Source organism: Phnomibacter ginsenosidimutans, assembly GCF_009740285.1.
GTDB lineage: Bacteria > Bacteroidota > Bacteroidia > Chitinophagales > Chitinophagaceae > Phnomibacter > Phnomibacter ginsenosidimutans.
This window is the reverse complement of sequence record NZ_CP046566.1, coordinates 3838456-3863536: the sequence shown is the minus strand read 5'-3', so window position 1 is coordinate 3863536 and position 25081 is coordinate 3838456. Positions and strand designations below refer to the sequence as shown.

The following is a 25081-nucleotide window of genomic DNA, read 5'->3' as shown; positions in this document are numbered from 1 at the left end:
TTTGCGTTTTGCCTAGTTGGATGCAAAGACCATTATAACGATACCATTCATTGGATGGATAATATTCCATTGGGTTCAGCTGTAGGTGAAGTGCAATTAAGGCAGCCAGATTTTGTAGAAATTGATTGGAATAATCCGGACACTGTTAATGGTGCTGTCAGATTCAGTATCAGAAAAATCAAAGGCAGTAGTGATGTATTAAAAATGGAACACTACCTCTTTTTTATAAACGACCAGTATCAGGGAAGACTTTCCCGAAAATGAGTAGAAACGTCTGGAGTAAATCCTGCTCATGACATAGATTGCCGCCAATTTGTACGGCATTCCTTATTTTGCCGCCACAGGAAATATGAAACTGCTCAGCCCGGCCATATCCCGACTGGCACGATTGCGCCAAAATGCGATTCAACACTGGATGGACGATCCCGTGGGGGCGCAGCGTGATGTGCTGCAACACCTCGTAACCGACGGGCAGTACACCGAGTTTGGCAAACGCTACAAACTCAGCACCACCTTCCGCATCCGCGACCTCAAAGCGGCTGTGCCCATTCATGAATACGACGATCCGAAACCCTACATTGAACGCATGATGGCGGGTGAAGACAATGTGCTCTGGAACACGCCGGTGGAGTGGTTTGCCAAAAGCAGCGGCACCACCAGCGACCGCAGCAAGTTCATTCCTGTGAGCCAGGAAAGCCTCGATGCCAATCATTTTCAGTGCAACAAAGATGTACTCTGGCAGTACTATTTTCATTATCCTGAAAGCGACCTGCTCACCGGCAAAGGCCTGGTGATTGGTGGCAGTCATCAAATCGCTTCTGTCAACGAAAACATACATTACGGCGACCTGAGTGCTGTGCTGCTGCAAAATGCGCCCATGTGGAGCCAGTGGATTAAAACCCCGGAGCTCAGCATTGCGCTGATGGATGAATGGGAAACGAAAATTGAACAGTTGGCACAAAGCACCATCCATGAAAATGTAACCAGTGTGAGTGGTGTACCTACATGGACGTTGGTACTCTTCAAACGCATTTTAGAAATAACGGGTAAAAGCCGCATGCTCGATGTGTGGCCCAACCTGGAGCTCTACCTGCATGGCGGCGTATCGTTTACGCCCTATCGCCAGCAGTTTGAGCAACTTATTGGCGGCCCCATCCGCTACCTCGAAGTATACAATGCCAGCGAAGGATTTTTTGCAGCGCAAAGTCATGAAGACGAAGACGGCATGCTGCTCTACCTCGACCACGGCATTTTTTATGAGTTCATGCCCATTGAAGAATACGGCACGGACAACCCGCAAACCGTGGGCCTGAAAGATGTAGTGGTAGGCAAAAATTATGCGCCGGTCATTACCACCACCGGGGGGCTCTGGCGCTACCTTATTGGCGATACCATTCAGTTTACTTCTACGTTTCCATTCAGGGTAAAAGTGAGTGGCCGCATCAAACACTTCATCAATGCTTTTGGCGAAGAAGTGATTATTGAAAACACCGATCAGGCCATTGCTGCTGCCTGTTCGGCAACTGGTGCAGTAGTTTCCGACTACACCGCTGCACCCCTTTATTTTAGTGCCGATAGCAATGGTGCACATGAATGGGCGGTAGAGTTTGCACAAGCTCCCGCCGATACCGAGCAATTTGCCAATGTGCTGGATGAAGCCCTGCGCCACATCAACAGCGATTACGATGCGAAGCGGCATAAAAACATTGCCCTGCGCCGCTTGGTGTTGCATGCAGTGCCTGCAGGTACTTTTGCTGCATGGTTGCGCAGCAAAGGCAAACTGGGTGGCCAACATAAAGTGCCCCGTTTGAGCAACGAACGTGGTTTGCTCGAAGAAATCCTTTCTTTTGCACAGCAATCCATTTAAACAATCTCTGTATGAAATTACTCGACAATAAAGTGGCCATTGTAACCGGCGCCGCCCGGGGCATTGGCGAAGGCATCGCCATCAAATTTGCAGAACAAGGTTCACATGTTGCTTTTACTTATGTTAGCGACAGCAGCGCTGAGAAAGCTGCAGCTCTCGAAGCAAAGCTGCAAGCCATGGGTGTAAAAGCAAAAGCCTACCAAAGCAACGCCGGCGATTTTGCTGCCTGCGAAAAATTGGTGAATGATGTGCTGGCTGAGTTTGGCACTGTTGATATTTTGGTGAACAATGCGGGTATCAGCAAAGACAACCTGCTGATGCGCATGACACCCGAGCAGTGGGAGCAGGTGATTCAGACCAACCTGAACAGCGTGTTTTACATGACCAAGCAAGTGATTAAGCCGATGATGAAAGCCCGTAGTGGCAGCATCATCAACATGAGCAGTGTGATTGGTGAAATGGGCAATGCAGGACAAGGCAGCTATGCGGCGTCAAAAGCCGGTGTGATTGGTTTTACCAAAAGCGTAGCCAAAGAACTGGGCAGCCGCAACATTCGTTTGCAACGCCATTGCACCGGGCTTTGTAGAAACCGATATGACCAGCTACCTCAAAGAAGGCGAAGCTGCTGACAAATACAAAGCCGGTATTCCTCTGGGCCGCTTTGGTACGGCAGAAGACATTGCCAACGTAACCGTGTTTCTGGCCAGCGATATGGGTAGCTATGTAACCGGTCAGGTGATTAGTGCCTGTGGCGGATTGAATATTTAGCGACGACATTTTTTTGATACCTCCATCAGCATATCAGGCACCCGAACCTAGGTGAATGATATGCTGATTTTTTTTTACAAAAGCAAAACAAACATGAAGCGAAAGATGATGCGGAAGACAAACCTGTGGAGCATGCTGCTGTGCCTGCTCACTACCACAGTAGTGGCACAAAACAGTGGCAGCACAGTGGTGCATACATTCCATAAAAAAACGATTGTAACCGATCCTTCCAAAGGAGAGAACAGCTATAAAACATGGGGTGTATTTCCCAAAGCATCAGCTGCTGTACGCCGCATGACTTTGCAGCTCACTTTGGGTTCGCCCGATGAAATGCCCACTGCCCATTGGGATTATTGCGATGTCATCAGCATTCGTAGAAAAGGCGGCGTACATGGCGAAGACAAACGCATTGAAATAGCCCGCATGCTCACCCCGTATGGCAGCATTTTCGGCAAGGGATGGCAATGGATGTGGGAAGTTGACGTCACCGATTTTCAGCATTTGCTGCGGGATAGTGTGGAGATTGAATACCTGCACACGGGCTATGAGCCCAATACTGTTGGCTGGGCATTGACGATGGATGTGGCCGTGCAATTTGGCCCTTCTATTGCACCACTGCTGGGCATGCAGCCCTTGTGGAATGGTAAGTTTAAATACGGTGATAGTACAGCGCCATTTGCTGCTGCTGTAATGCCTGTACGTTATACTGCACCGGCGCAAACATCTTTCAGCCGTGTACGCATTCAGCACACAGGCCATGGTGCCGATAAACCCCGCAACTGCAGTGAGTTTTGCAGCCGCTGGCGGCAAATACTGCACGATGGAAAACTGGCCGACAAACGGGATATGTGGAAGGAGTGTAGTGACAATGCATTGTATCCGCAAGGCGGCACCTGGATTTACGACCGTGCCTACTGGTGCCCCGGCGATTTGCAGCGCCCCGATGTGATTGATATGCCTGCTAAATCTGGCGCCCATCAGGTAGACTTACAAATGGAGCCGTACACAGCTACGGGCAATGTGCAAGCCTATGAGCACATTGGTTCTTACCTGTTTTATTATGGCCAGCCTACTCATCAACACGATGTACTGCTGGAAGATATTGTAGCCCCATCCAACAAGCAGGCTTTTACCCGCTACAACCCTGCTATCAACAATGCCAGCATCATTGTACGCAATGTGGGTAGTCAGCCATTAAAGTCGCTGACGATTGTATATGGTACGGTTGGCGTTGCGCAAAAAACATATCAGTGGAAAGGTTTACTGCCTTTCAATCAAACGGTGATGATTGCATTGCCTGGTGCTGTGGATATGTTGGCGAAGGATAACCAGTTTACAGTTATGCTGAGCCAGCCCAATGGCAAAGCTGATGCATGGCCTGCCGATAACAGCCTTACCACTACCTACAAAGCACCCATCACTTTGCCCAATGTGTTTGTACTGAAATACAAAACCAACAACCGCCCTGCAGATAACTATATTGCACTGCACAATGCTGCCGGAGAAAAGCAGTTTGAAAAACGGCCAACCAGCACGGTAGCCAATACAGAGTACAACGATACCATTTCATTGGCAGCTGGTTATCATCGCCTGCAACTGACAGATACCTCGGGCAATGGATTGCAGTTTTGGGCACAGCCGCAACAGGGCGATGGTTTCCTGCGATTGTACGATACCACTGGTCGTTTGCTGTACGTGTTTGAAAGTGATTGTGGTGCCGGCGAAGCGTTGAGTTTTTATGCATCGCCCCAATACAAGCCCGATACGGTAAATATTCAGGCTGCATTTTCGATGTTTCCCCGCCGCACCAAAGACAATATTCAGCTTGACATAGAACTCAGCACTGCTGCCAAGGTAGCGGTGAAGATTACCGTAGATGGCATATTGCATCAGCTGCACGAATACCGCTCTATGCGCAATGGCAAGTTTACGTACAGCCTGCTTTCTTTGCCACAGGGAAGGTTTGTAGTTGATGTGTATGTAAACGATGTACGCAAGTTTACCGGCCGTGTCAACCGGGATTGAGTTCAAGCTTGAGCACAAAAAGGAACAACATCATATTTTAAGCCATTGGCCATTAATCATTGGGCTTCACAGGGGGAGGCGTTGGCCAGGCAAAACGGCCGGAGGCTTCGGGTTTGCCTTGATCCCGATAGCTATCGGGATTCTTTGGTTACTTTCTTTTTTCAAGAAAAAGAGAGTAACAATGCTTGAATGAAGAACAATCAATTTTAGAAGACCTCTATGAGTATGAAGTTAAAATGCATCATACTAAATGTGTATCAAAAAACGGTGAGAGAAGTAAAAAGCGTCAGTAATTACTGACGCTTTTTTGTTGTGATATCTCAGCCATTCGCTATTTCGTTTTCGCTACAAAATCTCTCAGGTAGCTACAACGGGTGTAGGCGTATTGGTAAAACTTCGTGCTGCCAAATTCCTTTTTGAAATTGGCAAACATGGCGTTGTTCGCAAACTTCCGTTGAAACACTTTCATGTTCGCTTCGTATGCATCATAGTTGTTCCAGTCGTAGTCGGGCCGGGCTATCTGGCGCTGGGCACATTTAGCAGCCAGAAAATATGCCGCTGCTTTAAACTCTTTGTCGGGGCTGAGTTCGTAAGCTTTCAGGTAATAATTTTTCGCAGTGTGTACGGCATAATATTCCTTCTCCCAGGCGGCATCATATTTCCCGCTATTCCAGTTGCTGTTAGGACGGTTGTATGCCATCAGCATCCAGCTATTGCCATAGTAGCTCATGTTGTACAAGCCATTGGCTAACTGATAATACAGTTTACTCTTAACAGCATTGCTGCTGGCCGTGTCAATGGCTTGTTGCAGACGCAGCATTTTTTCAGCAAAGGCCAGTTTGCTCATGGGCTTGGCCAATGGTTTTTCGTTCCGCTGCCAATCGTTCAGGTAGTCATGAAAAGGGTTGACATTGAGCAAGGTGGTTTTGTACGTTTTGTAGTTGTACTGTTCGCTGGTAAGCAAGCTGGGTTTGTGTTGTTTTTTGAGCCAGTCAATGGCTTTGGCAAAATCAAACTCCCGCAAATACGTGGTGCCCAGCATATCCGTTACAGCATCTTTTGTAACTGAGTTATTGCTCATTAAAAATGCATCGTAAGCAGTAGCGGGTTTGCTGTTGAGATAGTCATACAAAGCAATGATATCGGATGTGTTGAGTTTGTTTTGCAAAAACTCAATGGCATTGGCAGTGTAACCATAATAGGTGTAGCCGCTGCTATCGGGCTTCAATGCTTTGTCGGCCAGACCGTATGCCAGCACAGTTTTGTACAAGTCGCCTTGCTGATAGTAAGCCGGTGCTATCACCTGCGCCATCAGGTTGCGGTAAAACATACCGAACTCAGCACTTTGTTCGGCCTGCTGTTGCAACCATTTTAATTGCGGCAGCAATGCATTCTCGTTACTGCTGTTCATGGCTTGCAACGAAGCGGTTTGTATCAACAAGCCTACCATTTGTTGCTGGTCTTTCACTGCATTGCTGGCAGGCATTGCTTTGGCTTTGGCCAGCCAGTTGTTGGCAGCAGTTACATCTTTGCGCATATAGTGCAAATACGCTGTTGCGGTGGCAAATGCGCTTTGCTGAATGGCTGCAGGATTACTACTCATTTTTTCGAGCAAAACAATCAGGTCTTGAACATGGGCATCGCTGAGTGCTGCTGTGTCATTTTCATTCCAGCTGTAGTAAAACGCCTGACTACCGGGTTGCTTATCCAGCATAGGTGTGAGAAAACGTTCTTCCACTTTGTTGATTTCACGCAGCACCAACAGGGGTAGTAGTTCACACTGCGGGTCTAGTTGGTATACTTTTTCAATTACGGGCAAATGATAATCGTATCCCCACAAGCCAAACATAGCCGCCATCATGGCTTGCTCTTTGGGGTTGCGGGCTATGCTGCAATAGTCATTCAGCAGGCTCAGGTTGCAATGATCTGTTGCCCACAAAAAACCAAGAAACACAGCTTTGCGCTGTTTAGGTGCTGTTTGTGCAAATGTTTTGCTGAATGCATACGCCGCTTCTTTGCCCTTGCCAGTTTTAAACTGTGCACCGGCGCTGTAACTCAGCGCCATGATTTTTACCGCAGTTGTATTGTTATCGTCAAAACCTTCGGCATACCAACGTATACAATCAGTGAAACGATTGTTGTAAAATGCCAGTTTGCAACGCAAGAATGCATACTTGCTTTTCAGGAAAGCATCGGTAGTTTTTTGCCAGCTTGCAGTTGCCTGATTGATGTACTGATTGATGCCGAGGCTGTCTCTTTTTGGTCCATCACTCCATGGGTCGGGCGATACACAAACGGGCTCCGCGGCTTTTGCCAGCAACAGGTATTGTACGGCTTCCGTTTTCTTTTGCTGCAGCAGTTGCATGGCCATGCTGTTGCGTTTGAGTGCCGGTGCAATTGTAGCCGCTGGTTGGCGCATGGCGGTTTGCAATTGCTTTACTTCGTTTACACTGCGGTTGTACACAAAATCAACCACATCTTTTTTACTGGCACCGGGCACATAGGTTTGCCATTCTGCAATCAATGCATCATTAATGAAATCAGTGGAATCTTCTGTGTAATCCCAATCGTCGTAGAACGTGAGCAGATTGGTGTAGAAGTAAGGTTTGCTCTGGGCAATGTCTACCATTGCTTTGCTGTAAAAGCTGGTGTAGTAATCATAAGGGTCCATCATGGGGCCGCAGCCAATGATGTTTTGCGGAAAACTGATGAGACCGCTAATGATGGAAGCGAGTATAAAAACTTTCAAGCGTGGGTATTGCATATTGCTGAAGCGATTTGGCATCTAAGTGATAGAGAATAATGTTGCGGTTGTCGGGTTTCAGTTGCGATTGCAGCTGGCTGATGACTTGCTCAATACTTTCCTGAGGAGCGTCTTCGTAGCGCAGCCAATCGCCTTGTTTAAAGGTATAGCCATTGATGGTTGTATCGCTTTGGCAGCGCCATTTTTTTGCAGCGTCCAATGGTAGTTGTAATGCATCACTATGTATGAGCCCTTTGTATTGGTTGCCTTCAAACCATACCCACCAGTTGAATATAGGCAGGGCAATATCCAGTGGCAATGAGTATTCTTTCAAACGACCTGTGTATTGGTTCAACGTAGCCGGGTCGATGATGGAGTTGTGCGTAGCCGGCTGTTGAAGGTTGCCCATGTTGTAGCACATCAGCAGGCCACGGTCGGCAGGGGGTATGCCGGCTTCCTGCGTGTATTTTACCTGATGCAACCGAATGGTGACGGACAATGTTTTTCCCTGAAAGAAACTGGATTTGCGCAGCTGTTTCAGCAGCAAAAAATACCGGTCTTTGGTGCCAGCGGTCCAGTCACAATCCAGCTGAATTTCTGCAGGCATTGGCAACTTATTATTTTCCGTAATGCTGCTGATGAGTTTAGGAATATTCCTGCCCAAATTGTCAATGTCTTTGGGGCTGCTTTTCTGTAAGGTTTCATTGGTGATGAATACCACGGGCACGTATTGCTGCTGCGTTGGAAAGGCTTCTGCAAAGTTCATTTTGGCAACTGGCAGTGGTTGTTGGCTTTGCTCATCCCAAGCCACATCAAACAGTTTGATGTACAGCTTTTCTGTACGCAATTGTTGCAGTGCATGGCTTTCGGTGCTGTCCAATGCAAAGCGGCTTTTCCAATAATAAAACCCACGATGCACGGAAGGTGCGTCGTGGGTGTTGCAAGAAAGCACGGTCAATGCTATAGCTATCAAAAAGAAATATCGCTGTATCACAACAGCTAAGTAAATCAGAAATCAGCCATCAGAAATCAGAAATCTTAGCTCGGTTCCACCCAGGCTTCATTTTCTTTCAGCAAATCAATCAACTCATCTACAGCTACTTCGCTGTCTACATTGCGTTTCACTACTTCTTTGCCTTTGTACAAGGTGATTTTGCCGGGGCCGCTGCCTACATAGCCAAAATCGGCATCGGCCATTTCGCCGGGGCCGTTTACTATGCAACCCATAATGGCAATTTTCACGCCTTTCAAATGGTTGGTACGGCTGCGGATTTTGGCGGTGGTTTCCTGCAGATCAAACAGCGTACGACCGCAGCTCGGGCAGCTGATGTACTCCGTTTTGCTGATGCGGGTACGCGTAGCCTGCAGTATGCCAAATGCCGTGTTGTTGATGAATTGTTCGGCCGTGGCATTGTTGAGGTAGTTGCGGCCGCTGGCATTCATGGCTGCCGCATTTTGGTAGCTGCTGCTGCTCATGCCCAGGCACAAGCCATCACCAAAACCTTCGAGCAACAATGCTCCGGTTTCGGTAGCGTAGTGTATCAAATGTTCGTCGGCCGTTTGCCAGTTGCTGTCGGTGATGAGCACCACGGGGTTCTTAATATCTCTGGCCTGTAGTTCCATCATCATACGGCGTACCGCCTGCATGGCATTTTTGCGTTGGCTGCTCAGGCATAGTACAACCGTGGGGTCGTTGGCTACTTCATCCAGATAGGTAAAATCGTTTACCTCGGTATCATCGTTGAAGCAGTCAATCATTACAAAATTCAGCTGGTCACTTTCCAGCTCAGCATCTACAAAACCATGGATGTCGAAAATGGGGAAGATGGCCCCCTCATGTCCCCCGGTGGGGAAGCAACGTGATTGGCAAACGTGGCCGGATACACAATCACTTTCAACGTGCCGGGCAGAGCAAAGGCTGGAATTTGATGGCCGGTAAAAATGTAATCCGCTGCCATGTCGCCAATGCTCCACTTATCAGTAATGGCATCGTAGGTATAGCCAATGCTGATGAGTGATTCGGGTGTAATCTTTTCCAGCTTACTCAGGTCGGCAATCACCACCGGCACTTGCTTGCCGCCAATATTGCCCACTTCAAAGGTGGAGCGGCGTTTGTATTCGAAAGGGGAATAGCGCAGTCCGGAAGTTGGCAAGTCCGGAAGTCCGCTTTCCGACTTCCCGTCTTTCGGACTTGCCGACTGATACCGCTTCACCAAATCTCTGCACACCGGTATCTCAAACTCCGGATCTTCTGTCAACGACACCCGAATGGTATCGCCAATGCCATCTTCCAGCAATGAGCCAATGCCAATGGCGCTTTTAATGCGGCCGTCTTCGCCATCGCCGGCTTCGGTTACGCCCAGGTGCAGCGGGTAGCATTCGCCAAATTCTTCCTGCATGTGCTGAATCAGCAAGCGGTAGGCCTGCACCATCACCTGCGGGTTGCTGGCCTTCATGCTCAGCACAATGTTGTGGTAGTCGAGGCTGCGGGCAATGCGCAAAAATTCCATGGCACTTTCCACCATACCAATCGGTGTATCGCCATAGCGGCTCATGATGCGGTCGCTCAGGCTGCCGTGGTTGGTGCCAATGCGCATGGCTGTGCCGTGCTCCTTGCATATTTCTACCAGTGGTGTAAACCGTTCGCGGATGCGTTCAATTTCTTCCAGGTATTCGGCATCGGTGTATTCAAGCTGCTCAAACTTTTTCTTGTCTACGTAGTTGCCGGGGTTCACCCGTACTTTTTCTACAATACGGGCCGCAATTTCTGCGGCGTTTGGTGTAAAATGGATATCAGCCACCAAGCGGCGTGTTGTAGCCGCGTTTGCGTAGTTCGTCTTTGATGTTCTGCAGGTTTTCGGCTTCCTTTTTTGATGGCGCCGTTATGCGTACCAGCTCGGCACCGGCTTCAATGCAGCGGATGGCCTGCGCCACCGTGGCTTCGGTATCCATGGTATCGGTGGTGGTCATGGTTTGCACCCGTATGGGATGGCCATTGCCCAGCAGCAATCCGCCAATGTTTACTTCCCGGGTTTTCAGTCGTTGGTAGCTGGTGAGGCTTTCGGTATATAGTTGCATGAGGAGTATTGGTCAATTCGTTGATTAGTAAATGGGTCAATGAGTGAATGGGTGAGTGTAGGTTGTTGCTTTTTGGAGACCAGCAGCTTCAAATAACTCAGCTTCGTTGTGTCACTCACTTCGTCAGCAGTGCATCTATCAACTTCCGCCATGTCGATGCTGGTTTTATGCGGGGCAAATGTCCGCTAATTTTTGCTTTCGCGGTCAAAAGCTCATAGCATAACAAGCTTTTCACGAAGCTGTTCGGGAAAGTACAAACGACAATGCATCTCAATGGTTCCAGTAGTCGTGAAAACAAACAAAGTTTGTGGAAAGTAAATCTGTAGCGAAAGCGCATTACCAACTCTTCCTCCCCGGTAGCTTCGCCGATTTCTTTTGCTGCTGCATTTGCTGGCGAATGCGTTTTTCTTCTTGCTGTAGTGCCTTCAACTGATCGTTGGCTTTTTGCTGTTGCTTCTTGTTGTCGGGGTTTGGCTGCGGTTGCTGTTGCTGCTGTTGCTTTTTCAATTCATCCAGCGCTATGTTCAGGTTGCGGCTTATTTCTGCATCATCGGGCTGGTATTTCAGCGCCTGCTTAAACGAGCCTACGGCTTCCTTCAATTGCTTGTGGTGGGCTTGCGCCAAACCCACGTTGTTGTGCAGCATAGCTTTGGCACGGGCATCGTTGCCGGCCTTTTGCAACATGGCCTGGTATTGGCTGGCAGCTTTTTCGTAATCGCCTTTTTTGTAAGCAATATTGCCCAGGTGCATGCCTGCCATCCAGGCGCTTGGGTTGGCTTTCAGCACTTCTGCATACAGTACGGCCGCTTCATCCAGTTTGCCTTGCTGGTATAGCGCATCGGCCTGTTGGAGTTGGCTGTTAGTATTGGTTTGAGCGGTAGTGGCAATGGGTAGTATCAACACCAAAAAACAAGCAGCTACGGCGGCTATTTTTTTCTTGCTTCTTTTTTCGGTGAGGGCAGTGGCTACAATAATCAGCAACAAGGCCAACGCTATCAGCCAGTGGCTGTAGCTGTAATAATTCACCAGGTAGCTGTTAAGCATGGGCAATTTGGGCAGTTCCCGCAAAATGGCCAGCACCGCATTGGTATGTGCTTGTGCCGTAGCTGGCGGTAGGTAACGACCACCGGTTTGTGCAGCCAGTTGCTGCAGTAATTTTTCGTTCAGTTTGCTTACCACGGGTTCGCCGTTCTCATCCCGTACGGGCAGGCCCGTGCCATCTTTCAGCACAATGCCATTGGGCGTTCCAATGCCCACAGTTATGAGCATCACGCCTGCTTTTTGCAGGGCTTCGGCGGCAGCCATGGCATCGCCTTCCAGCTCTTCGCCATCTGTGAGCAGCACCACCGCTTTGTGTGCCGGGTCGGCTATGGGCAGGCTTTCGGCAGCGGTTTGCAGGGCCAGTTGCAGGTCGGTGCCTTCGAGCGGTACTGCCTTGCCATCGAGTCCGCTGATGAGCAATCGGGCGGCTTGTAAATCGGTGGTGAGGGGCAGTTGCAACCAGGCTTCGCCGGCAAAAGCTACCACTGCTACTTTGCTGCCTTGCAGTGTATCAGTAAGCTTGGTAGCAATGAGGCGTGCCTGCTCCAGCCGGCTGGGGCTGGCATCGGCAGAGAGCATGCTTGTACTTACGTCTATTGCCAGCACCACTTCCATGCCTTCTACCTGTGCGCCGCCCTTTTCAATGGGCTGTTGCAGGCTGAGCATACCTAGTGCCAGCAAGGCTACGGCTACCAGCATCAGCGTTTGCTGCAGCCGCCATTTACGCGGCGAATAAGTTGCGGTAATACCCGCCAGCAGCGGTTGATCGGCCAGCTTGGCGAGTGTCTTTTTTTCCAACGGGCATAGGCCCACCAACCCAATGCCATGGGTACCAATGCCAGCAACCACCACCCGTTTTGCGGATGGGCAATGCTGTATGCGGCTTGGAGTAATATCATGTGGGTGTTGTTGGAAAACGTAGCTGCAAAACGCAGCAGTCGGTAGATTATTTCCTGCCCTCAAAAAATCCTTTCTCTTTCAAAATGCTTTTCAAAATGCTCAGGCGAATGGTTTTGAAATCCACCTTCGGATCGGGGCTTTCTATATTGAGCACAAAAAAGTAAGGGTGGTTGTTTTCTTCTATCCAGCCTACCAGCCAGCCCAGTTGATTGCCTTTTTCGGTAGTGCCCCAGCCGGTTTTGTAGGCCAGCGTGTATTTGTCGGTCTTCTCCCGAATCATCAGGTCTTTTACAATTTCCTGCTCCCGGTTTTGAAAAGGCAGCTGCTTAAAGTACAGGCGCTTTACCAAACCCAGCTCTTCATCGGGGGTTATTTTCAATGAATTGTCGAGCCAGAAACGATCGATGGAGGCGCCTATTTTTTTATTGCCATAGCCCACGCTGTCTAGCATCTTTTGCATGGTGTCGCGGCCAATGCGGCGGGCCATTTCCTGATAAAAGCCCACATTGCTCACGGCAAAAGCTTCCCGCATGTTCATGTCTTTGTTCCAGTCGGTCATGGTATCGCCGCTTGGGCTGGTGCGTACCACGCCATCCCAGGGTACTACCACGGTATCGCTGAAAATACGGCCGGTACCCAAGGCTACCAGCGAGTTGAAAATTTTAAACGTAGAAGCCGGTGTGTAAGCACTATCGCGGTAGCGGGGCATATTGTAAATGGTAAACTGGCCCTGCCCGTTGTCGAACATGCCGAAGCAGCCCTCCACCTTGGCCGAGTCGAAATACTTTTTCAGCTCATTCTCCTGCGTAATATTATTGGTACTGCAAGCAGTCATCCACAAACTGGCCACAATTGCCATGGCCGGAAATACACGTGTCATCATATCGGTGCAAATGTCAGGCTAAGAACGGTGCAAGGCAAAGATTTGTTGGGAAATGAAAATATCGGGTAAAGAGTTTTATGAAGTAACCGATATTTATATCTTTGTGGCATGTGGAAGGAAGAGGTAACCGATATTGTAAGAGCAGACATGCCGCTGCAAAGGCTCGATGAAAAGAAGGCCGGCATTGTGGCTGCCCGGCCCATTCCGCATGCTGCCATGCTGCGCATTCAGGAGGCACTTTCCATAGAATGGACCTACAATAGCAACAGCATTGAAGGCAACACCCTTAGCCTGGCCGAAACCCGTGCCGTGCTGCAAGATGGCATTACCATTAAGGGCAAAAGTCTGCGGGAGCATTTTGAAGCGGTGAACCATCAGGAAGCTATTGAGCTGATTGAGGTATTGGCACAGCCGGGAGCGGTCATTCAAGAAAGCATGGTGCTGGATGTGCATGCGCTGGTGCTCGATAAAATTGAAAAAGATTTTGCCGGTCGCTACCGCAATTCAGGGGTAAGAATTACCGGTGCCAATTTCATTCCACCGAATGCAGTGAAAGTACCCGATTTGATGGCGGAGCTGATGGATTGGGTGCAAGAAAACCCGCTGGGCATGCACCCGCTGCAACTGGCTACGGCTTTTCATCACCGCTTTGTGCATATCCATCCGTTTTTTGATGGGAATGGCCGAACGGTACGGTTGCTGTTTAACCTGCTGCTGATGCGGGAAGGCTATCCGCCGGCCATTATTTTGCGCAACGACCGGCGTAAATATTATGATGCCCTCAACCAGGCCAATGATGGCCGTTATGAAAAGCTGTGCCTGCTGATGAGTCAGGCGTTGGAGCGGTCGCTGGATATCTACGTCAGCAACATCACTGATACTGCTGAGGCGTACAAGCCCATCAACAATGTGCTGGAAGATGAAGGGCTGCCGTACGGGCAGGAGTACATCAGCCTGCTGGCCAGGCAGGGTAAAATTGCGGCGTACAAAGAAGGGCGGGTTTGGTACACCAGTGCTGAGGCCATCGAGCAATATTTACACAAAAGAAAACGCAAGCACAAACAACAACCCTGATGTGGTGCTACAAAAAAGCCCGACCATTTGGTCGGGCTTTTTCTATGAAATAGCGTTGATTATCGGGCTACGTTCACCGCACGTTTTTCACGGATTACGGTTACTTTAATCTGACCCGGATAAGTCATTTCTGTTTGAATTTTCTGCGCAATTTCAAAGCTGAGTTTGTCGCTTTCGGCGTCGGTTACTTTTTCGGCTTCTACAATTACCCGCAGCTCACGACCGGCCTGAATAGCGTAGGCTTTTTCTACACCGCCATAGCCAAGAGCCAGGTTTTCGAGGTCTTTGATGCGCTGCAAATATTGCTGCATGATTTCGCGGCGGGCACCGGGGCGGGCACCACTGATGGCATCACAAGCCTGAATGATGGGGGAAATCACGTAGGCCATTTCCATTTCATCGTGGTGGGCACCAATGGCGTTCACAACGCTGGGGTGTTCACCATATTTTTCGGCCAGCTTGGCACCCAGCAGGGCGTGGCTCAGTTCAGTTTCTTCATCGGGCACTTTACCAATATCGTGCAGCAAACCGGCACGTTTGGCCAGCTTGGGGTTGAGGCCCAGCTCTGCCGCCATAATGCCGCAGAGGTTGGCGGTTTCGCGGCTGTGCATTAGCAGGTTTTGACCATAAGAGGAACGGAAACGCATCCGGCCTACCATACGTACCAGTTCTTTGTGCAGGCCATGTATGCCCAATTCAATTACGGTACGTTCGCCAATTTCCATTACCTGCTCTTCAATTTGCTTGCGGGTTTTTTCTACCACTTCTTCAATACGGGCAGGGTGAATGCGGCCATCGGTAACAAGACGCTGCAAGCTGAGGCGGGCAATTTCGCGGCGGAGCGGATCGAAGCTGCTAAGGATGATGGCTTCGGGGGTATCGTCTACAATCAGATCCACACCGGTGGCAGCTTCAATGGCCCGGATGTTGCGGCCTTCACGACCAATGATTTGACCTTTGATTTCGTCTGTTTCAAGGTTGAAAACCGTTACGGCGTTTTCAATGGCTTGCTCGGCAGCCGTACGCTGTATGGTTTGGATGATGATTTTACGGGCTTCTTTTGTGGCCTTTTGTTTGGCATCATCAATAATTTCTTGCTGAATTACAAGGGCACGGGTTTGTGCTTCCTGCTTCAGGCTTTCGATGAGTTGGGCACGGGCTTCGTCTGCAGTAAGGGTGGCAATCTTTTCGAGGCGACGCACATGCTCCTCCTGATTCCGGTCCAGCTCTGCTTTTTTCTGGCTCACTACTTCCAGCTGACGGGTGAGGTTTTCTTTGATGGCCTCATTTTCCTTCATCTGCTTGTCGAGGTTGCCGCTTTTTGAATTCAGGCTTTGCTCCTGGCTACGGATGCGGCTTTCTGCTTCGGCTACTTTTTTGTTGCGTTCCAGAATTTCTTTGTCGTGCTCGGCTTTCAGTTGTACAAACTTTTCTTTGGCTTCCAGCAGTTTTTCTTTTTTCAGGGCTTCGGCAGATGTTTGCGCATCAGCCAGCATTTTTTTCGCCTCAATTTCTGCTTCTTCCAGTTTCTTTTTGGTGTTTCCTGCAAAGAGCAGTTTGCCCGCCACTACGCCTACTATGAGACAGGTGACGCCAATTATAATTGCTATAGGATCCATTGTGTTAGATGTTTTTAAAATTCCGACGACAGGCGCAGCGAGTTGCCGGCATGCCAATCGTTGTTGTTGAATAGAATGCGTCTGTTAGCGGGCGAAAATACGGAAAACGGACCGAGGTTACGGCAAGGTTTTGCTAAGGCTGCTGCCACAACGGTAAAAGCCCTGTAAGATGGGGCTCTCTGGCTGTAAAGAATTGCAAATCAACGCAACAGACGCTTAAAAAGCGATTGCCAAAACTGTTGGGATGTACGGCCGGTATTGGCCTGCCACTGTGCTGATTCCTGTTCTATTTCAGCTTTGGCCAGGGAGGCAAACCGCTCATGCATTTGTGAGATGCTGGCGGCTTCGGTGGCTTGCCGCAGTTGCGGATCATGGTCGGCGGCGGCTTTTTTGGCCGTCAAATCCCTGCGAATCTGGTCGATATCAAACTGCTCGGTTTCCATCGCAGCCACTGCATAAGGGCCGGCAGGCATCAGGCTTTTCACAATCACCGGCATCAGTTCTATCAGCATGAGCAAGGCCATAATGAGGTAGTAACGAAAAGCTACCGCCTGGTTTTGAGCCACCAGGTGTTGCATGGCTTCTATGCGGGTAAGAAAACCGTGGTTGAGCAGTTGGGCAAATGCGGCCTCATCTTTACGGATCTTGGTTTCAATGTTGGACAATTCGTTGCGCAGGCTATCCATGGCAGGTTTGTGTTGGGTCTGCCAATGCTCGTACGCCGCTGTTCTTTCAGCATATGCTTGCTGCTTGGCTTTGGCAATTACACTAATGCCTTTGGTGCCAGAGCCGCCTGTGCCATCGGCTTCGGCCAGGTAAGCTTGCTGAGCCTGCAACAGTTCGTTGTAACGGGCTTGGGCTTGTGATTCATATTGTGCCAGTTGTAGTGTAGCCGCTTTTTTTTGGCCTGCATAAATACTATCCAGTTGTTGTCGCTTTTGCTGCACCCGAACCCCGTTGTCGATGGAGGCCTGCGTTTTTACTTCCTGATCGAAGAGGTACAACACGGCAGGTTGTGCCATAAACAAACCAATAACCAGTGCCAACACCATGCGCAGCAAGCAGCGGCAGCCATTGCTTTTTGAACGGATTCATGGTTTTGATCGAGTGCCCGGTCGATGTTAACGATAACAAAGCCCATGAAAAAACCAAGCGGCAGTAACGACCAAGTTGGTGCCGTGGTGGTGCTGAAAAAATAGGTCCAGGCCAAAACGGCAAATACACCCGTACAGCCTACTGTAAGGCCAATAATGCGAAACCGGTTTCTATCGACCGTGTATTGCTGCAGTAGCGATGGCTCTGCAGCAAGCCAGCCACCAAAGGAGTTTATCGATGGTTGAAATGGCGGGAGAATTGTTGCCTTCCGTGGATGCGTCATGTTGTTGCATAGTCATGTTGTCCAATAGCTTGATGGATGAAGAAATCAGGCTTCATTGGTTTGCGGTTGGCATATCAAAGAACGTTGGCAGCAGCAGTTTTATTGGTTGCATAAATGCTCAATGCGGTATTTTAATGATAACAGGCATTGTATTTGCATAAATGGTTAGGTAATTAAAAAATAACGCTATATTTGAAATGCGTGATGAATTGTTCGGGACAGCCTACAATGCCCGGATAATATTGTAAACTCCTAACCTAATCCACTATTTTGAAAAAGTTTAAATCGTTACCCGGCGAAGAATGGGTAGACTTGAAACTCAAGGAGCGACTCGGCAGAAGAAAGTATGCCGTTTCGAGTTTTGGCCGAGTGGCCAGTTATGTAAAAGGATTGGAAGAAGACGGTAAATTTCTATCGTTGTATGCACCCAGTTTCCGTTTACAGAAAGTCAACATTTTATTTAAAGATGGAAAGCGAGGCTTTCCGGTGCACAAATTGGTGGCCGAGTGTTTTTTGAAACAACCCTCCAAAGATCATTACTATGTGCTGCACCTGGATAAAGACTTGCACAACAACAAAGTATCGAATTTGCGTTATGCAACTATCGATGAAGCAACACGTCATTTCAGTGGTAAAGACATAACTATGAGCCAAAAAATCAAGTTCGCCTCAGGCGAAGAGTACAAGCCCGTGAAAATTGCCGGCTTGAAAAAGAAATATGCCATCACTAACACTGGTCGGCTGATTAGCTACTCCAAAAACATTGAGGATGGCAGTGAGTTGTCACTCAACATTCACCCGCAAGGCTACCGCATTTGGCGCTTCCGGGTAAATGGTGAGTCTACCCATTACCTGATTCACCGGTTGGTGGCTGAGTATTTCCTCAAAAAGCCAAGTAAGAATCATGATTATGTGGTGCACATCGACCACTCGAAGACCAACAACAACGTGAAAAACCTCAAGTGGGTTACTTACGACGAGCAACGTGCTCACTCTGCACAGAGTGATGCTTCAAAAGCCAATGCGCTGCGCTTGTCTCAGTGGTCTCGCATTACTGGCAAGGGTAAAAAACTGACTGAAGCCAAAGTACGGGCTATCAAAAAGCAGTTGGAAGATCCGAAGAAGAAAGTAAAAATGAAGCAACTGGCCGACCAGTTTGAAATTACCCCCATGCAGTTGTACCGCATTAAGAGCGGCGAAAACTGGGGCTGGGTAAAGGCAGACAAGTCGAAAGAAGGCCCAATGCCAACCGCACTTGTAAAAGCCGTAGCCGCTACGCCTAAAAAAGCTGCTGCAAAAAAAGCAGCCGCTCCAAAAGCTGCTAAGAAGGCTGCACCAAAAGCCGCTAAAAAAGCTGCTCCTGCACCCAAAAAAGCTGCTGCAAAAGCTGCCCCTAAAAAGGCTGCCAAAAAAGCCGCGAAGAAAAAGTAACGGATAGACTTATCCACTACTGATATTCTGTAAGCCGTTTGAACGGAAATTGCTTTCTGTTCAAACGGCTTTTTCATGTCAGCAACCAACCGTTCTTCTTTCGATATTTACAAAGCCAGTGCGGGTAGTGGCAAAACTTTTTCGCTTACCCTGCATTACTTACAATTGGTGCTGCAGCAGCCACACCTCTACAAGCGGATACTGGCAGTAACCTTTACCAACAAGGCTACTGCCGAAATGAAAGAACGGATTCTGCATGTGCTCCGATGGCTGGCAACCGGCCATGAAAAGGCTAAGCCTTATGAGCAAGCATTGCTCACCCAACTACCCAACTTGGATGCCCCGGCGATTGCTGCTCAGGCTACCAAAGTGTACCAACTCATCTTACACGATTACTCCCGTTTTTCCATTACCACGATAGATGCATTTGTGCAACGCATTATCCGCTCCTTTGCCTGGGAGCTGGGTATTGATGGCGGATTCAAATTGCAACTGAGTCAGGATTTGGTGAAAGAAGATTTAGCTGAACGTTTGTACCTGCGATTGGATGATGACAAAGACCTGCAAGACTGGGTAATTGGCATTGCCAAAGAAAGATTGGAAGAAGGCAAGCGTTGGGATTTTAGACAAGACATGCTGCGATTGGCCAATGAACTTTTCAAAGAGAAATTCAAAAGCTTTGAAGAAGCCATGGCACAGTTTGATGATGAACAAGTGCAAGCTGCATTTGCAGCACTTAACAAACAAGTACAGGCTACCATTCAGGGTATTGAAAAGCGATGGTCAGAAACCGGCAAAGCCGTTGTAGATGCTGTTGCAGCAGCCGGTTTAGACAGAGAGGATTTTCATTATGGCAAAAGCGGCTTCATCAACTATTTTTTTAAAGCAGCGGAAGGGCAGTTAACAGCGCCAAGTACAAGAGTGCAAGAGGTTGCCGATAACCCTGATAAAATGGCACCCAAGAAAGCCGACGCTGCAACCCGACAGCGCATCGCTGAATTGCAGCCAGTCATCGAACGCCGATTGCAACAACTCATGGGTTGGTATGAAGAAGACGTTGTGCCGTATACCACTGCAAAAGCCATTCGCCAAAACCTGGGCATGCTGCGGTTGATGCGGGTGTTTGCAGAAGAATTGGCAGCCTATCGCAAAGACAACAATGCATTGCTGATTAGTGATACACACCACCTGCTGCGGGAGCTCACAAAGGATACTAACGCATCTTTTATTTATGAAAAAACCGGGCATCGTTATCAGCATTACCTGATTGATGAGTTTCAGGATACGAGTAGTTTTCAGTGGGATAATTTTTTGCCCCTGCTTACTGAAACCCTTGCACAAGGCAATTATAACCTGATAGTAGGAGATGTAAAGCAAGCCATTTACCGCTGGCGCAATGGCGATTGGCGCTTGCTGCTCAGTACCGTGCAGCATCAGCTTCAAGCGTTCAGACCACAGGTAAAAACCTTGCAGGATAATTATCGAAGCACCACTCAAATTATCCATTTCAACAACCTGTTGTTTCATTTGGCGCCGCAGTTGTTGCAAGCAAGTTTGTCTGCAGAAATAGCCGCTGCACCTGCTGCTACCCGGCAGCTGCTTACTGCCAAAGGCTACGATAGCATTTTTAATGATGCCTATGCTGACAGCTTTCAGCAAATACCAGCATCGGCCGCCGACAATGGTTATGTATCCATGCAGTATGTAGTGCTGCAAGAAGACATGAACTACACCGATGAAGTATTGCCACTGTTGTACAATCAAATACAAGAACTGCTGAAAGAAGGATACCGGCCTTCAGATTTGAGCATCCTTACCAGAACCAATAGCGAAGCAAGAACGATTGTGGAATTTCTGGTGGCCATGCAGAATGCAAATGCTATTCCATTTGGTGTCATTTCAGGTGATGCCCTAATGCTGAAAAACAATCAGGCCATACAAATGCTGCTCTGTGCCTTGCGCTGGTTGAATAATCCGAAGCATACCATTGCATTGGCTCAGCTACGACAGCTAATCTATTTGCAAAATGGTGCTGCCACCAACCGGCTGGAAGTATTTGCCAGTAATGGCGATAATGCTGTATTGCCATATGAGTTACAACATAACGCATCTGCATTGAAGCAGTTGCCTTTGCTCGAACTCATCAATCAGCTCATCATTTTATTTGAATTGTCAACTGTGCCTAAGCATGCTGCTTATCTACTGGCATTTACTGATAAAGTGCAGGAATGGCTTCGCTATGGCGATGCCGGCCTGCAAGAATTTTTACTGTATTGGGATGAAGACGGACACAAGTCTTCCTTGCCTGCCACCGCTACAGAAAATTCGGTAGAAGTAGTAACGATTCACAAATCGAAAGGGCTGGCCTACAATATTGTGCTCATGCCATTTTTGGATTGGGATATTTTACCCAAGGGTGGCCCCATGGCGCCTACCTTATGGACAGACAATAGCCAAACGGATTTCAACAGCATTAGCATGGTGCCGGTGCAATACAAAAAGGAACTGGCACTGAGTGCCTTTGCTGAAGCCTATTACGAAGAATTGGTACTCACGGCCATGGATAATCTCAATGTGTTGTACGTGGCCTTTACCCGTGCCAAACAACGCTTGTATGGGTGGGCGCCTGCGAAAGAAAAAGCAACTAAAACAAAAGACAGTTTTCCTTACAAAAATGTGGGCGAATTGATGCGGACCGTAGCAGAAAGCCAAACACCGCTATCTTCTGCTGACTATGTTGACGTCCGTAATGGATGGAGTAAAGATGTACAGCAATGGACGGTGGGTAAAATAGTTGCAGTAAAAGAAAAGAAGGAGCCGGCAACGCCGACACAACAAGACCCACTCTTGTTTACCAACTGGCGAAATGTATTATCCGTTCGCAGTGCAGGTATTGATGTGAAAGATGGCGAAGAGCAAAGCCTGCCCCGAAAGCAAGGTGTATTACTGCATGAGTTACTGAGTAAATTATCGCATCCCAATGAGCTACCCGATGCATTGCAACGGTTGCGCCGCGAAGGTTGGGTAGATGATTATCAGCAAGTAAAACTCGAACAAACTTTGACCGATATGCTCAACATGGATGCGTTGCAACCTTGGCACAGCGGGCAGTACAAACGATTGGCCGAACGCAATATGCTGACTGCCGACCGACAACTGCGCCGCCCAGATTTGGTGTTGTACAATCAGGATAGCTGCCTGGTGTATGATTTTAAATTTACTGCAGCCGATGATCAAAAAGAAAAGCATCAGCAGCAAGTACAGGCATACATGGAGCAATTATCGGCCATGGGTTTTAAGCAGGTGAGTGGTTTTGTGATTTATGGTTTGGAAAAGAAATCGGTGAACGTAAATGCAAGAGCGTAACATGAGTATGCAACCTTTTTTACAGATAGTAGCCACGCAATTGCTGGAGCGTTTCAAAGGCCAATTGCATGAGCTGGCAGTGGTATTTCCCAACCGTCGGCAGGCAGTATTTTTCTCCAGCTATTTACAGCAACTGGCAGCGCCGCCTTGCTTTTTGCCTGAGTTGCTTACCATCGAAGAGTTGGTGGCAAAGTCGGGCAGCATGCAAGTAGCCGACAACCTAACACAGGGTTTTGCTTTGTACGAAGCCTATGTACAAATAGCCAAAGAAAAAGGCGATACAGATATTCCTCCGTTCGATGTCTTCTTTTCCATTGGCGAAACCATCCTCAAAGATTTTCGGGAGATAGACAGCTATCTGGTGAACGTGGAAGACATCTGCCAGATTTTATATGATATCGAAAGCATTGACAAACGATTCGATCAACTCACAGAAGAGCAGCGGGCCTTTTTGAAATCTTTTGGAAGGGCACCATTGACAAAGGAAATATTCAGGAAAAATTTCTCCGCTTGTGGGAGCGGCTGCCTGCTATCTACCATGTATTTCAGCAATTGCTTTCCGATAGTCACTACACTACCATGGGTAGGTTGTACCGTCAGTTGGCTACAGATGCCGACACGTTGCAACAATTGTCAACACATTGGGCGCATGTGGCATTTGTGGGGTTCAATGCGTTCAACAAAGCCGAGGAAACTTTCATCAAAGCATGGAACGATGCAGGCTATGCCAGCTGCTGGTTTGATGCCGATACCTGGTATGTGCAGCAGGCACATCAGGAAGCAGGTGATTTTTTGCGCCGCAATTTTGAAGTAGTGGGCTTGCGCAATGAGCTGCCCTTGCTCAGCAGCATCGCACAGCGAACTCTGCCCATACAGGTGACGGCCACAGAGGGGCAAATGGCACAGGCCAAACAAATAGACCGTTGGTGGCAACACATTGCGCAACAACAACAGGACAACAAACGCATTGGTATTTTACTGGCCGATGAAAGCTTGCTGATACCGGTGTTACAATCGCTGCCAGCAAGTATGCAGCAGGTCAATATCACCATGGGCTATCCGCTACAGCAAAGCCATGTGTACAGTGTGCTGAAATTATTTTTTGAGGTACAGCAGGAAATGCTGCAGCATCAATACAAAAGCGTTCATCATACCATTGCCCGCCGCTGGCTGGAGCATCCGCTCTGCGATGCTGGCAGAGAAGACCTTGCCAAGCTGCAGGAAAAAATATTGCGGGAAAACCTGATTCGGGTACCTGTTACTGCATTAGCATCATTATCTAAAGCGAGTGCTTTATTGTTTGGCCGTATGATGGCCGATATGGAAGCCTTTCAGCGACTGCGGGAAATGATGGAGTTGCTGATACAACTACCTGTTGCAAAGTCCGATCACATGACGAAAGGATTGTGTACCACTGTTTGGAAAACCCTGCAACAGTTGGAGCCATTGTTTGCAGCCTTGCGGCCCCAACCCGATTTGTATTTCATGGGCAGCTTACTCATGAAGCAACTTGGTAGCCTGAGCGTACCTTTTGAAGGCGAACCATTGCAAGGTGTGCAGCTCATGGGTTTGCTGGAAAGTCGCGGCCTCGATTTTGATGAACTCATTGTGCTCGGTGCCAATGAAGGAAGCTTGCCCCGTATCAAACCACCCGATTCTTTTTTGCCCGACAATGTGCGACGTGCTTTTGGCCTGCCGGTGCCCGAGCATCAGGATGCCATTTTTGCATATGTGTTTTATCGGTTGCTGCATCGTACTCAACAGCTACAGCTGGTGTACAATGCATTGGTAACGGACAACAGCACGGGAGAAGTGAGCCGCTTTGTGCAGCAGTTGGAATTTGAATCGAAAATTCCGGTGCATCACTCCAAAGTAAGTTATCAGGTGGCGCCAGATGCGTGGCCCGAAATAACGGTAGCAAAAGATGATGCTGTGATGCGGCTACTCTCTATATACCACATGCAAGAGTCGCCTAAAACCATCTCGCCATCGGCCATTAATACGTACCTCAATTGCCGGCTGCAATTTTTCTTTAAATACCTGGCCCGTATTGAAGCTCCTGAAGAATTGGAAGAAGCCGTAGAAGCTTCTGCAGTGGGTAAAGTGGTGCACAAACTCATGGAGCTGCTCTACACCGAATGCGGCTCAACATTCAATAACGCCATTAGCAAAGTTGCTGTGCAATGGATGCAAGAGCACAAGGAACGATTGGTAAACGAAGCGTTTCGGTTGGCATGGCGGCGCAAAGAAATCAAAGGCACGTTTGAGATTACGGGAGAGCTGCATATTGTGCGGGCCATTGTGTTGCAGTATGTCGATTTGTTGTTGCGGGTGGATGAGGATTATGCTCCATTTACTTTGAAAAGTTTAGAAGTAAAACTCGATGAATCTTTTACTGTACCCATTAAAGGCAGCATGAAAAGAGTAGTGCTGAGTGGTTACGTAGACCGTGTGGATGAAAAAGATGGCGTAGTGCGGATGGTGGATTACAAAACAGGTAGCGATAACCCATCGTTTCATTCGCTGGAAGCCCTTTTTGAACGTGATGGCAACAAACAAAACAAAGCTGCTGCGCAAACGCTACTCTACAGTTGGATGTTTCGGCAGAAGTTTCCTGCCCAGCGCAATTTTGAACCGGCACTCATTGCGGTGCGGCACCTGCAACAATACAGCAATCAGGTGCAGTTGATACACAAAGCGGCAGATGAAGTAGTGTCGCATCAAAACATCCACACCGTGCTCGAAGCTTTTGAAACGCAGGTACGTAACGTGCTGGCCGAACTGTTCGACCCAACTGTAGCCTTCGACCAAACACCCGATGTCAGCCATTGCCAGTACTGTGATTTTGCGGGCATTTGCGGAAGAGGATAGCCCGGCATTTCAATCCGGGGGAAAGGATTTCAACCCC

The 25081-nt window shown here is 48.5% G+C and carries 17 protein-coding genes and 1 pseudogene; 10 read left to right on the top strand and 8 right to left on the bottom strand.

All coding sequences use genetic code 11. The annotated features are described in order from the left end of the window. Positions 1-54 precede the first annotated feature (54 nt). The 5 genes from GLV81_RS16655 (at position 55) to GLV81_RS16640 (ending at position 4660) form a co-directional block, all read left to right on the top strand. Positions 55-264 carry a hypothetical protein gene (locus GLV81_RS16655; RefSeq protein WP_157479874.1) on the top strand — a complete coding sequence of 70 codons (210 nt, stop codon included), beginning with the start codon at positions 55-57 and terminating at the stop codon, positions 262-264. Between the two features lie 85 nt (positions 265-349). Then, positions 350-1867, top strand: coding sequence for a GH3 auxin-responsive promoter family protein (locus GLV81_RS16650; RefSeq protein WP_157479873.1), 1518 nt, complete (start codon positions 350-352; stop codon positions 1865-1867). Between the two features lie 11 nt (positions 1868-1878). Continuing rightward, positions 1879-2496: an SDR family NAD(P)-dependent oxidoreductase gene (locus tag GLV81_RS16645; protein ID WP_246186095.1), complete on the top strand. Its 618-nt coding sequence runs from the start codon at positions 1879-1881 to the stop codon at positions 2494-2496. After that, positions 2462-2635 (top strand): SDR family oxidoreductase, encoded by a 174-nt coding sequence (locus GLV81_RS20785; protein WP_246186094.1) that lies wholly within the window; start codon positions 2462-2464, stop codon positions 2633-2635. The genes GLV81_RS16645 and GLV81_RS20785 overlap by 35 nt, the downstream gene beginning before the upstream one ends. A gap of 105 nt (positions 2636-2740) precedes the next feature. Next, on the top strand, positions 2741-4660 hold the full coding sequence (locus GLV81_RS16640; RefSeq protein WP_197428662.1) for a peptide-N-glycosidase F-related protein: 1920 nt from the start codon (positions 2741-2743) through the stop codon (positions 4658-4660). Positions 4661-4991: 331 nt separating this feature from the next. Here the strand turns inward: GLV81_RS16640 and GLV81_RS16635 are convergent, their stop codons facing one another. From GLV81_RS16635 to GLV81_RS16615, 5 genes and pseudogenes are all read right to left on the bottom strand, one after another. Further along, positions 4992-7409 (bottom strand): hypothetical protein, encoded by a 2418-nt coding sequence (locus GLV81_RS16635; RefSeq protein WP_157479871.1) that lies wholly within the window; start codon positions 7407-7409, stop codon positions 4992-4994. Further along, positions 7378-8397, bottom strand: coding sequence for a hypothetical protein (locus GLV81_RS16630; protein ID WP_197428660.1), 1020 nt, complete (start codon positions 8395-8397; stop codon positions 7378-7380). Before GLV81_RS16630 ends, GLV81_RS16635 begins: the two co-directional genes overlap by 32 nt. 44 nt (positions 8398-8441) lie before the next feature. After that, positions 8442-10481, bottom strand: a pseudogene (gene ispG, locus GLV81_RS21790) ((E)-4-hydroxy-3-methylbut-2-enyl-diphosphate synthase). Positions 10482-10817: 336 nt separating this feature from the next. Then, complete coding sequence (locus GLV81_RS16620) at positions 10818-12371, bottom strand: vWA domain-containing protein (RefSeq protein WP_157479869.1); 1554 nt, start codon at positions 12369-12371, stop codon at positions 10818-10820. A gap of 97 nt (positions 12372-12468) precedes the next feature. Then, positions 12469-13305: a penicillin-binding transpeptidase domain-containing protein gene (locus GLV81_RS16615; RefSeq protein ID WP_157479868.1), complete on the bottom strand. Its 837-nt coding sequence runs from the start codon at positions 13303-13305 to the stop codon at positions 12469-12471. A gap of 108 nt (positions 13306-13413) precedes the next feature. Here GLV81_RS16615 and GLV81_RS16610 point away from each other — a divergent pair, with 108 nt between their 5' ends. Continuing rightward, the gene (locus GLV81_RS16610) at positions 13414-14379 is read left to right on the top strand and encodes a Fic family protein (protein ID WP_157479867.1); all 966 of its coding nucleotides are present in this window, start codon (positions 13414-13416) and stop codon (positions 14377-14379) included. A 59-nt stretch (positions 14380-14438) separates the two neighbouring features. On the opposite strand, the gene rny is transcribed toward GLV81_RS16610, so the two are convergent. From rny to GLV81_RS21785, 3 genes are all read right to left on the bottom strand, one after another. Continuing rightward, complete coding sequence (rny, locus tag GLV81_RS16605) at positions 14439-15998, bottom strand: ribonuclease Y (protein ID WP_157479866.1); 1560 nt, start codon at positions 15996-15998, stop codon at positions 14439-14441. A 200-nt stretch (positions 15999-16198) separates the two neighbouring features. Continuing rightward, positions 16199-17050, bottom strand: coding sequence for a DUF4407 domain-containing protein (locus GLV81_RS16600; RefSeq protein ID WP_197428657.1), 852 nt, complete (start codon positions 17048-17050; stop codon positions 16199-16201). Continuing rightward, the gene (locus GLV81_RS21785; protein WP_157479864.1) at positions 16978-17376 is read right to left on the bottom strand and encodes a DUF4407 domain-containing protein; all 399 of its coding nucleotides are present in this window, start codon (positions 17374-17376) and stop codon (positions 16978-16980) included. The genes GLV81_RS16600 and GLV81_RS21785 overlap by 73 nt, the downstream gene beginning before the upstream one ends. A 270-nt stretch (positions 17377-17646) precedes the next feature. Here GLV81_RS21785 and GLV81_RS16590 point away from each other — a divergent pair, with 270 nt between their 5' ends. The 4 genes from GLV81_RS16590 to GLV81_RS21615 all read left to right on the top strand — a co-directional run bounded on the left by GLV81_RS16590 (position 17647) and on the right by GLV81_RS21615 (position 25044). Then, complete coding sequence (locus GLV81_RS16590) at positions 17647-18807, top strand: NUMOD4 domain-containing protein (RefSeq protein WP_157479863.1); 1161 nt, start codon at positions 17647-17649, stop codon at positions 18805-18807. Between the two features lie 75 nt (positions 18808-18882). Beyond that, complete coding sequence (locus GLV81_RS16585) at positions 18883-22173, top strand: UvrD-helicase domain-containing protein (RefSeq protein WP_157479862.1); 3291 nt, start codon at positions 18883-18885, stop codon at positions 22171-22173. 1 nt (position 22174) lies between these two features. Then, a complete protein-coding gene (locus GLV81_RS20770; protein WP_246186092.1) occupies positions 22175-22987 on the top strand; it encodes a hypothetical protein in 813 nt (270 codons plus the stop codon). An 83-nt stretch (positions 22988-23070) separates the two neighbouring features. Beyond that, positions 23071-25044 carry a PD-(D/E)XK nuclease family protein gene (locus GLV81_RS21615; RefSeq protein WP_343030641.1) on the top strand — a complete coding sequence of 658 codons (1974 nt, stop codon included), beginning with the start codon at positions 23071-23073 and terminating at the stop codon, positions 25042-25044. Positions 25045-25081: the final 37 nt, after the last annotated feature.

Coding starts and splice junctions, on each gene's coding strand:
- GLV81_RS16655 (WP_157479874.1), top strand. CDS start 55: ATGGATAATATTCCATTGGGTTCAGCTGTAGGTGAAGTGCAATTAAGG.
- GLV81_RS16650 (WP_157479873.1), top strand. CDS start 350: ATGAAACTGCTCAGCCCGGCCATATCCCGACTGGCACGATTGCGCCAA.
- GLV81_RS16645 (WP_246186095.1), top strand. CDS start 1,879: ATGAAATTACTCGACAATAAAGTGGCCATTGTAACCGGCGCCGCCCGG.
- GLV81_RS20785 (WP_246186094.1), top strand. CDS start 2,462: ATGACCAGCTACCTCAAAGAAGGCGAAGCTGCTGACAAATACAAAGCC.
- GLV81_RS16640 (WP_197428662.1), top strand. CDS start 2,741: ATGATGCGGAAGACAAACCTGTGGAGCATGCTGCTGTGCCTGCTCACT.
- GLV81_RS16615 (WP_157479868.1), bottom strand. CDS start 13,305: ATGATGACACGTGTATTTCCGGCCATGGCAATTGTGGCCAGTTTGTGG.
- GLV81_RS16610 (WP_157479867.1), top strand. CDS start 13,414: ATGTGGAAGGAAGAGGTAACCGATATTGTAAGAGCAGACATGCCGCTG.
- rny (WP_157479866.1), bottom strand. CDS start 15,998: ATGGATCCTATAGCAATTATAATTGGCGTCACCTGTCTCATAGTAGGC.
- GLV81_RS16600 (WP_197428657.1), bottom strand. CDS start 17,050: ATGGTGTTGGCACTGGTTATTGGTTTGTTTATGGCACAACCTGCCGTG.
- GLV81_RS21785 (WP_157479864.1), bottom strand. CDS start 17,376: ATGACGCATCCACGGAAGGCAACAATTCTCCCGCCATTTCAACCATCG.
- GLV81_RS16585 (WP_157479862.1), top strand. CDS start 18,883: ATGTCAGCAACCAACCGTTCTTCTTTCGATATTTACAAAGCCAGTGCG.
- GLV81_RS20770 (WP_246186092.1), top strand. CDS start 22,175: ATGAGTATGCAACCTTTTTTACAGATAGTAGCCACGCAATTGCTGGAG.
- GLV81_RS21615 (WP_343030641.1), top strand. CDS start 23,071: ATGGCACAGGCCAAACAAATAGACCGTTGGTGGCAACACATTGCGCAA.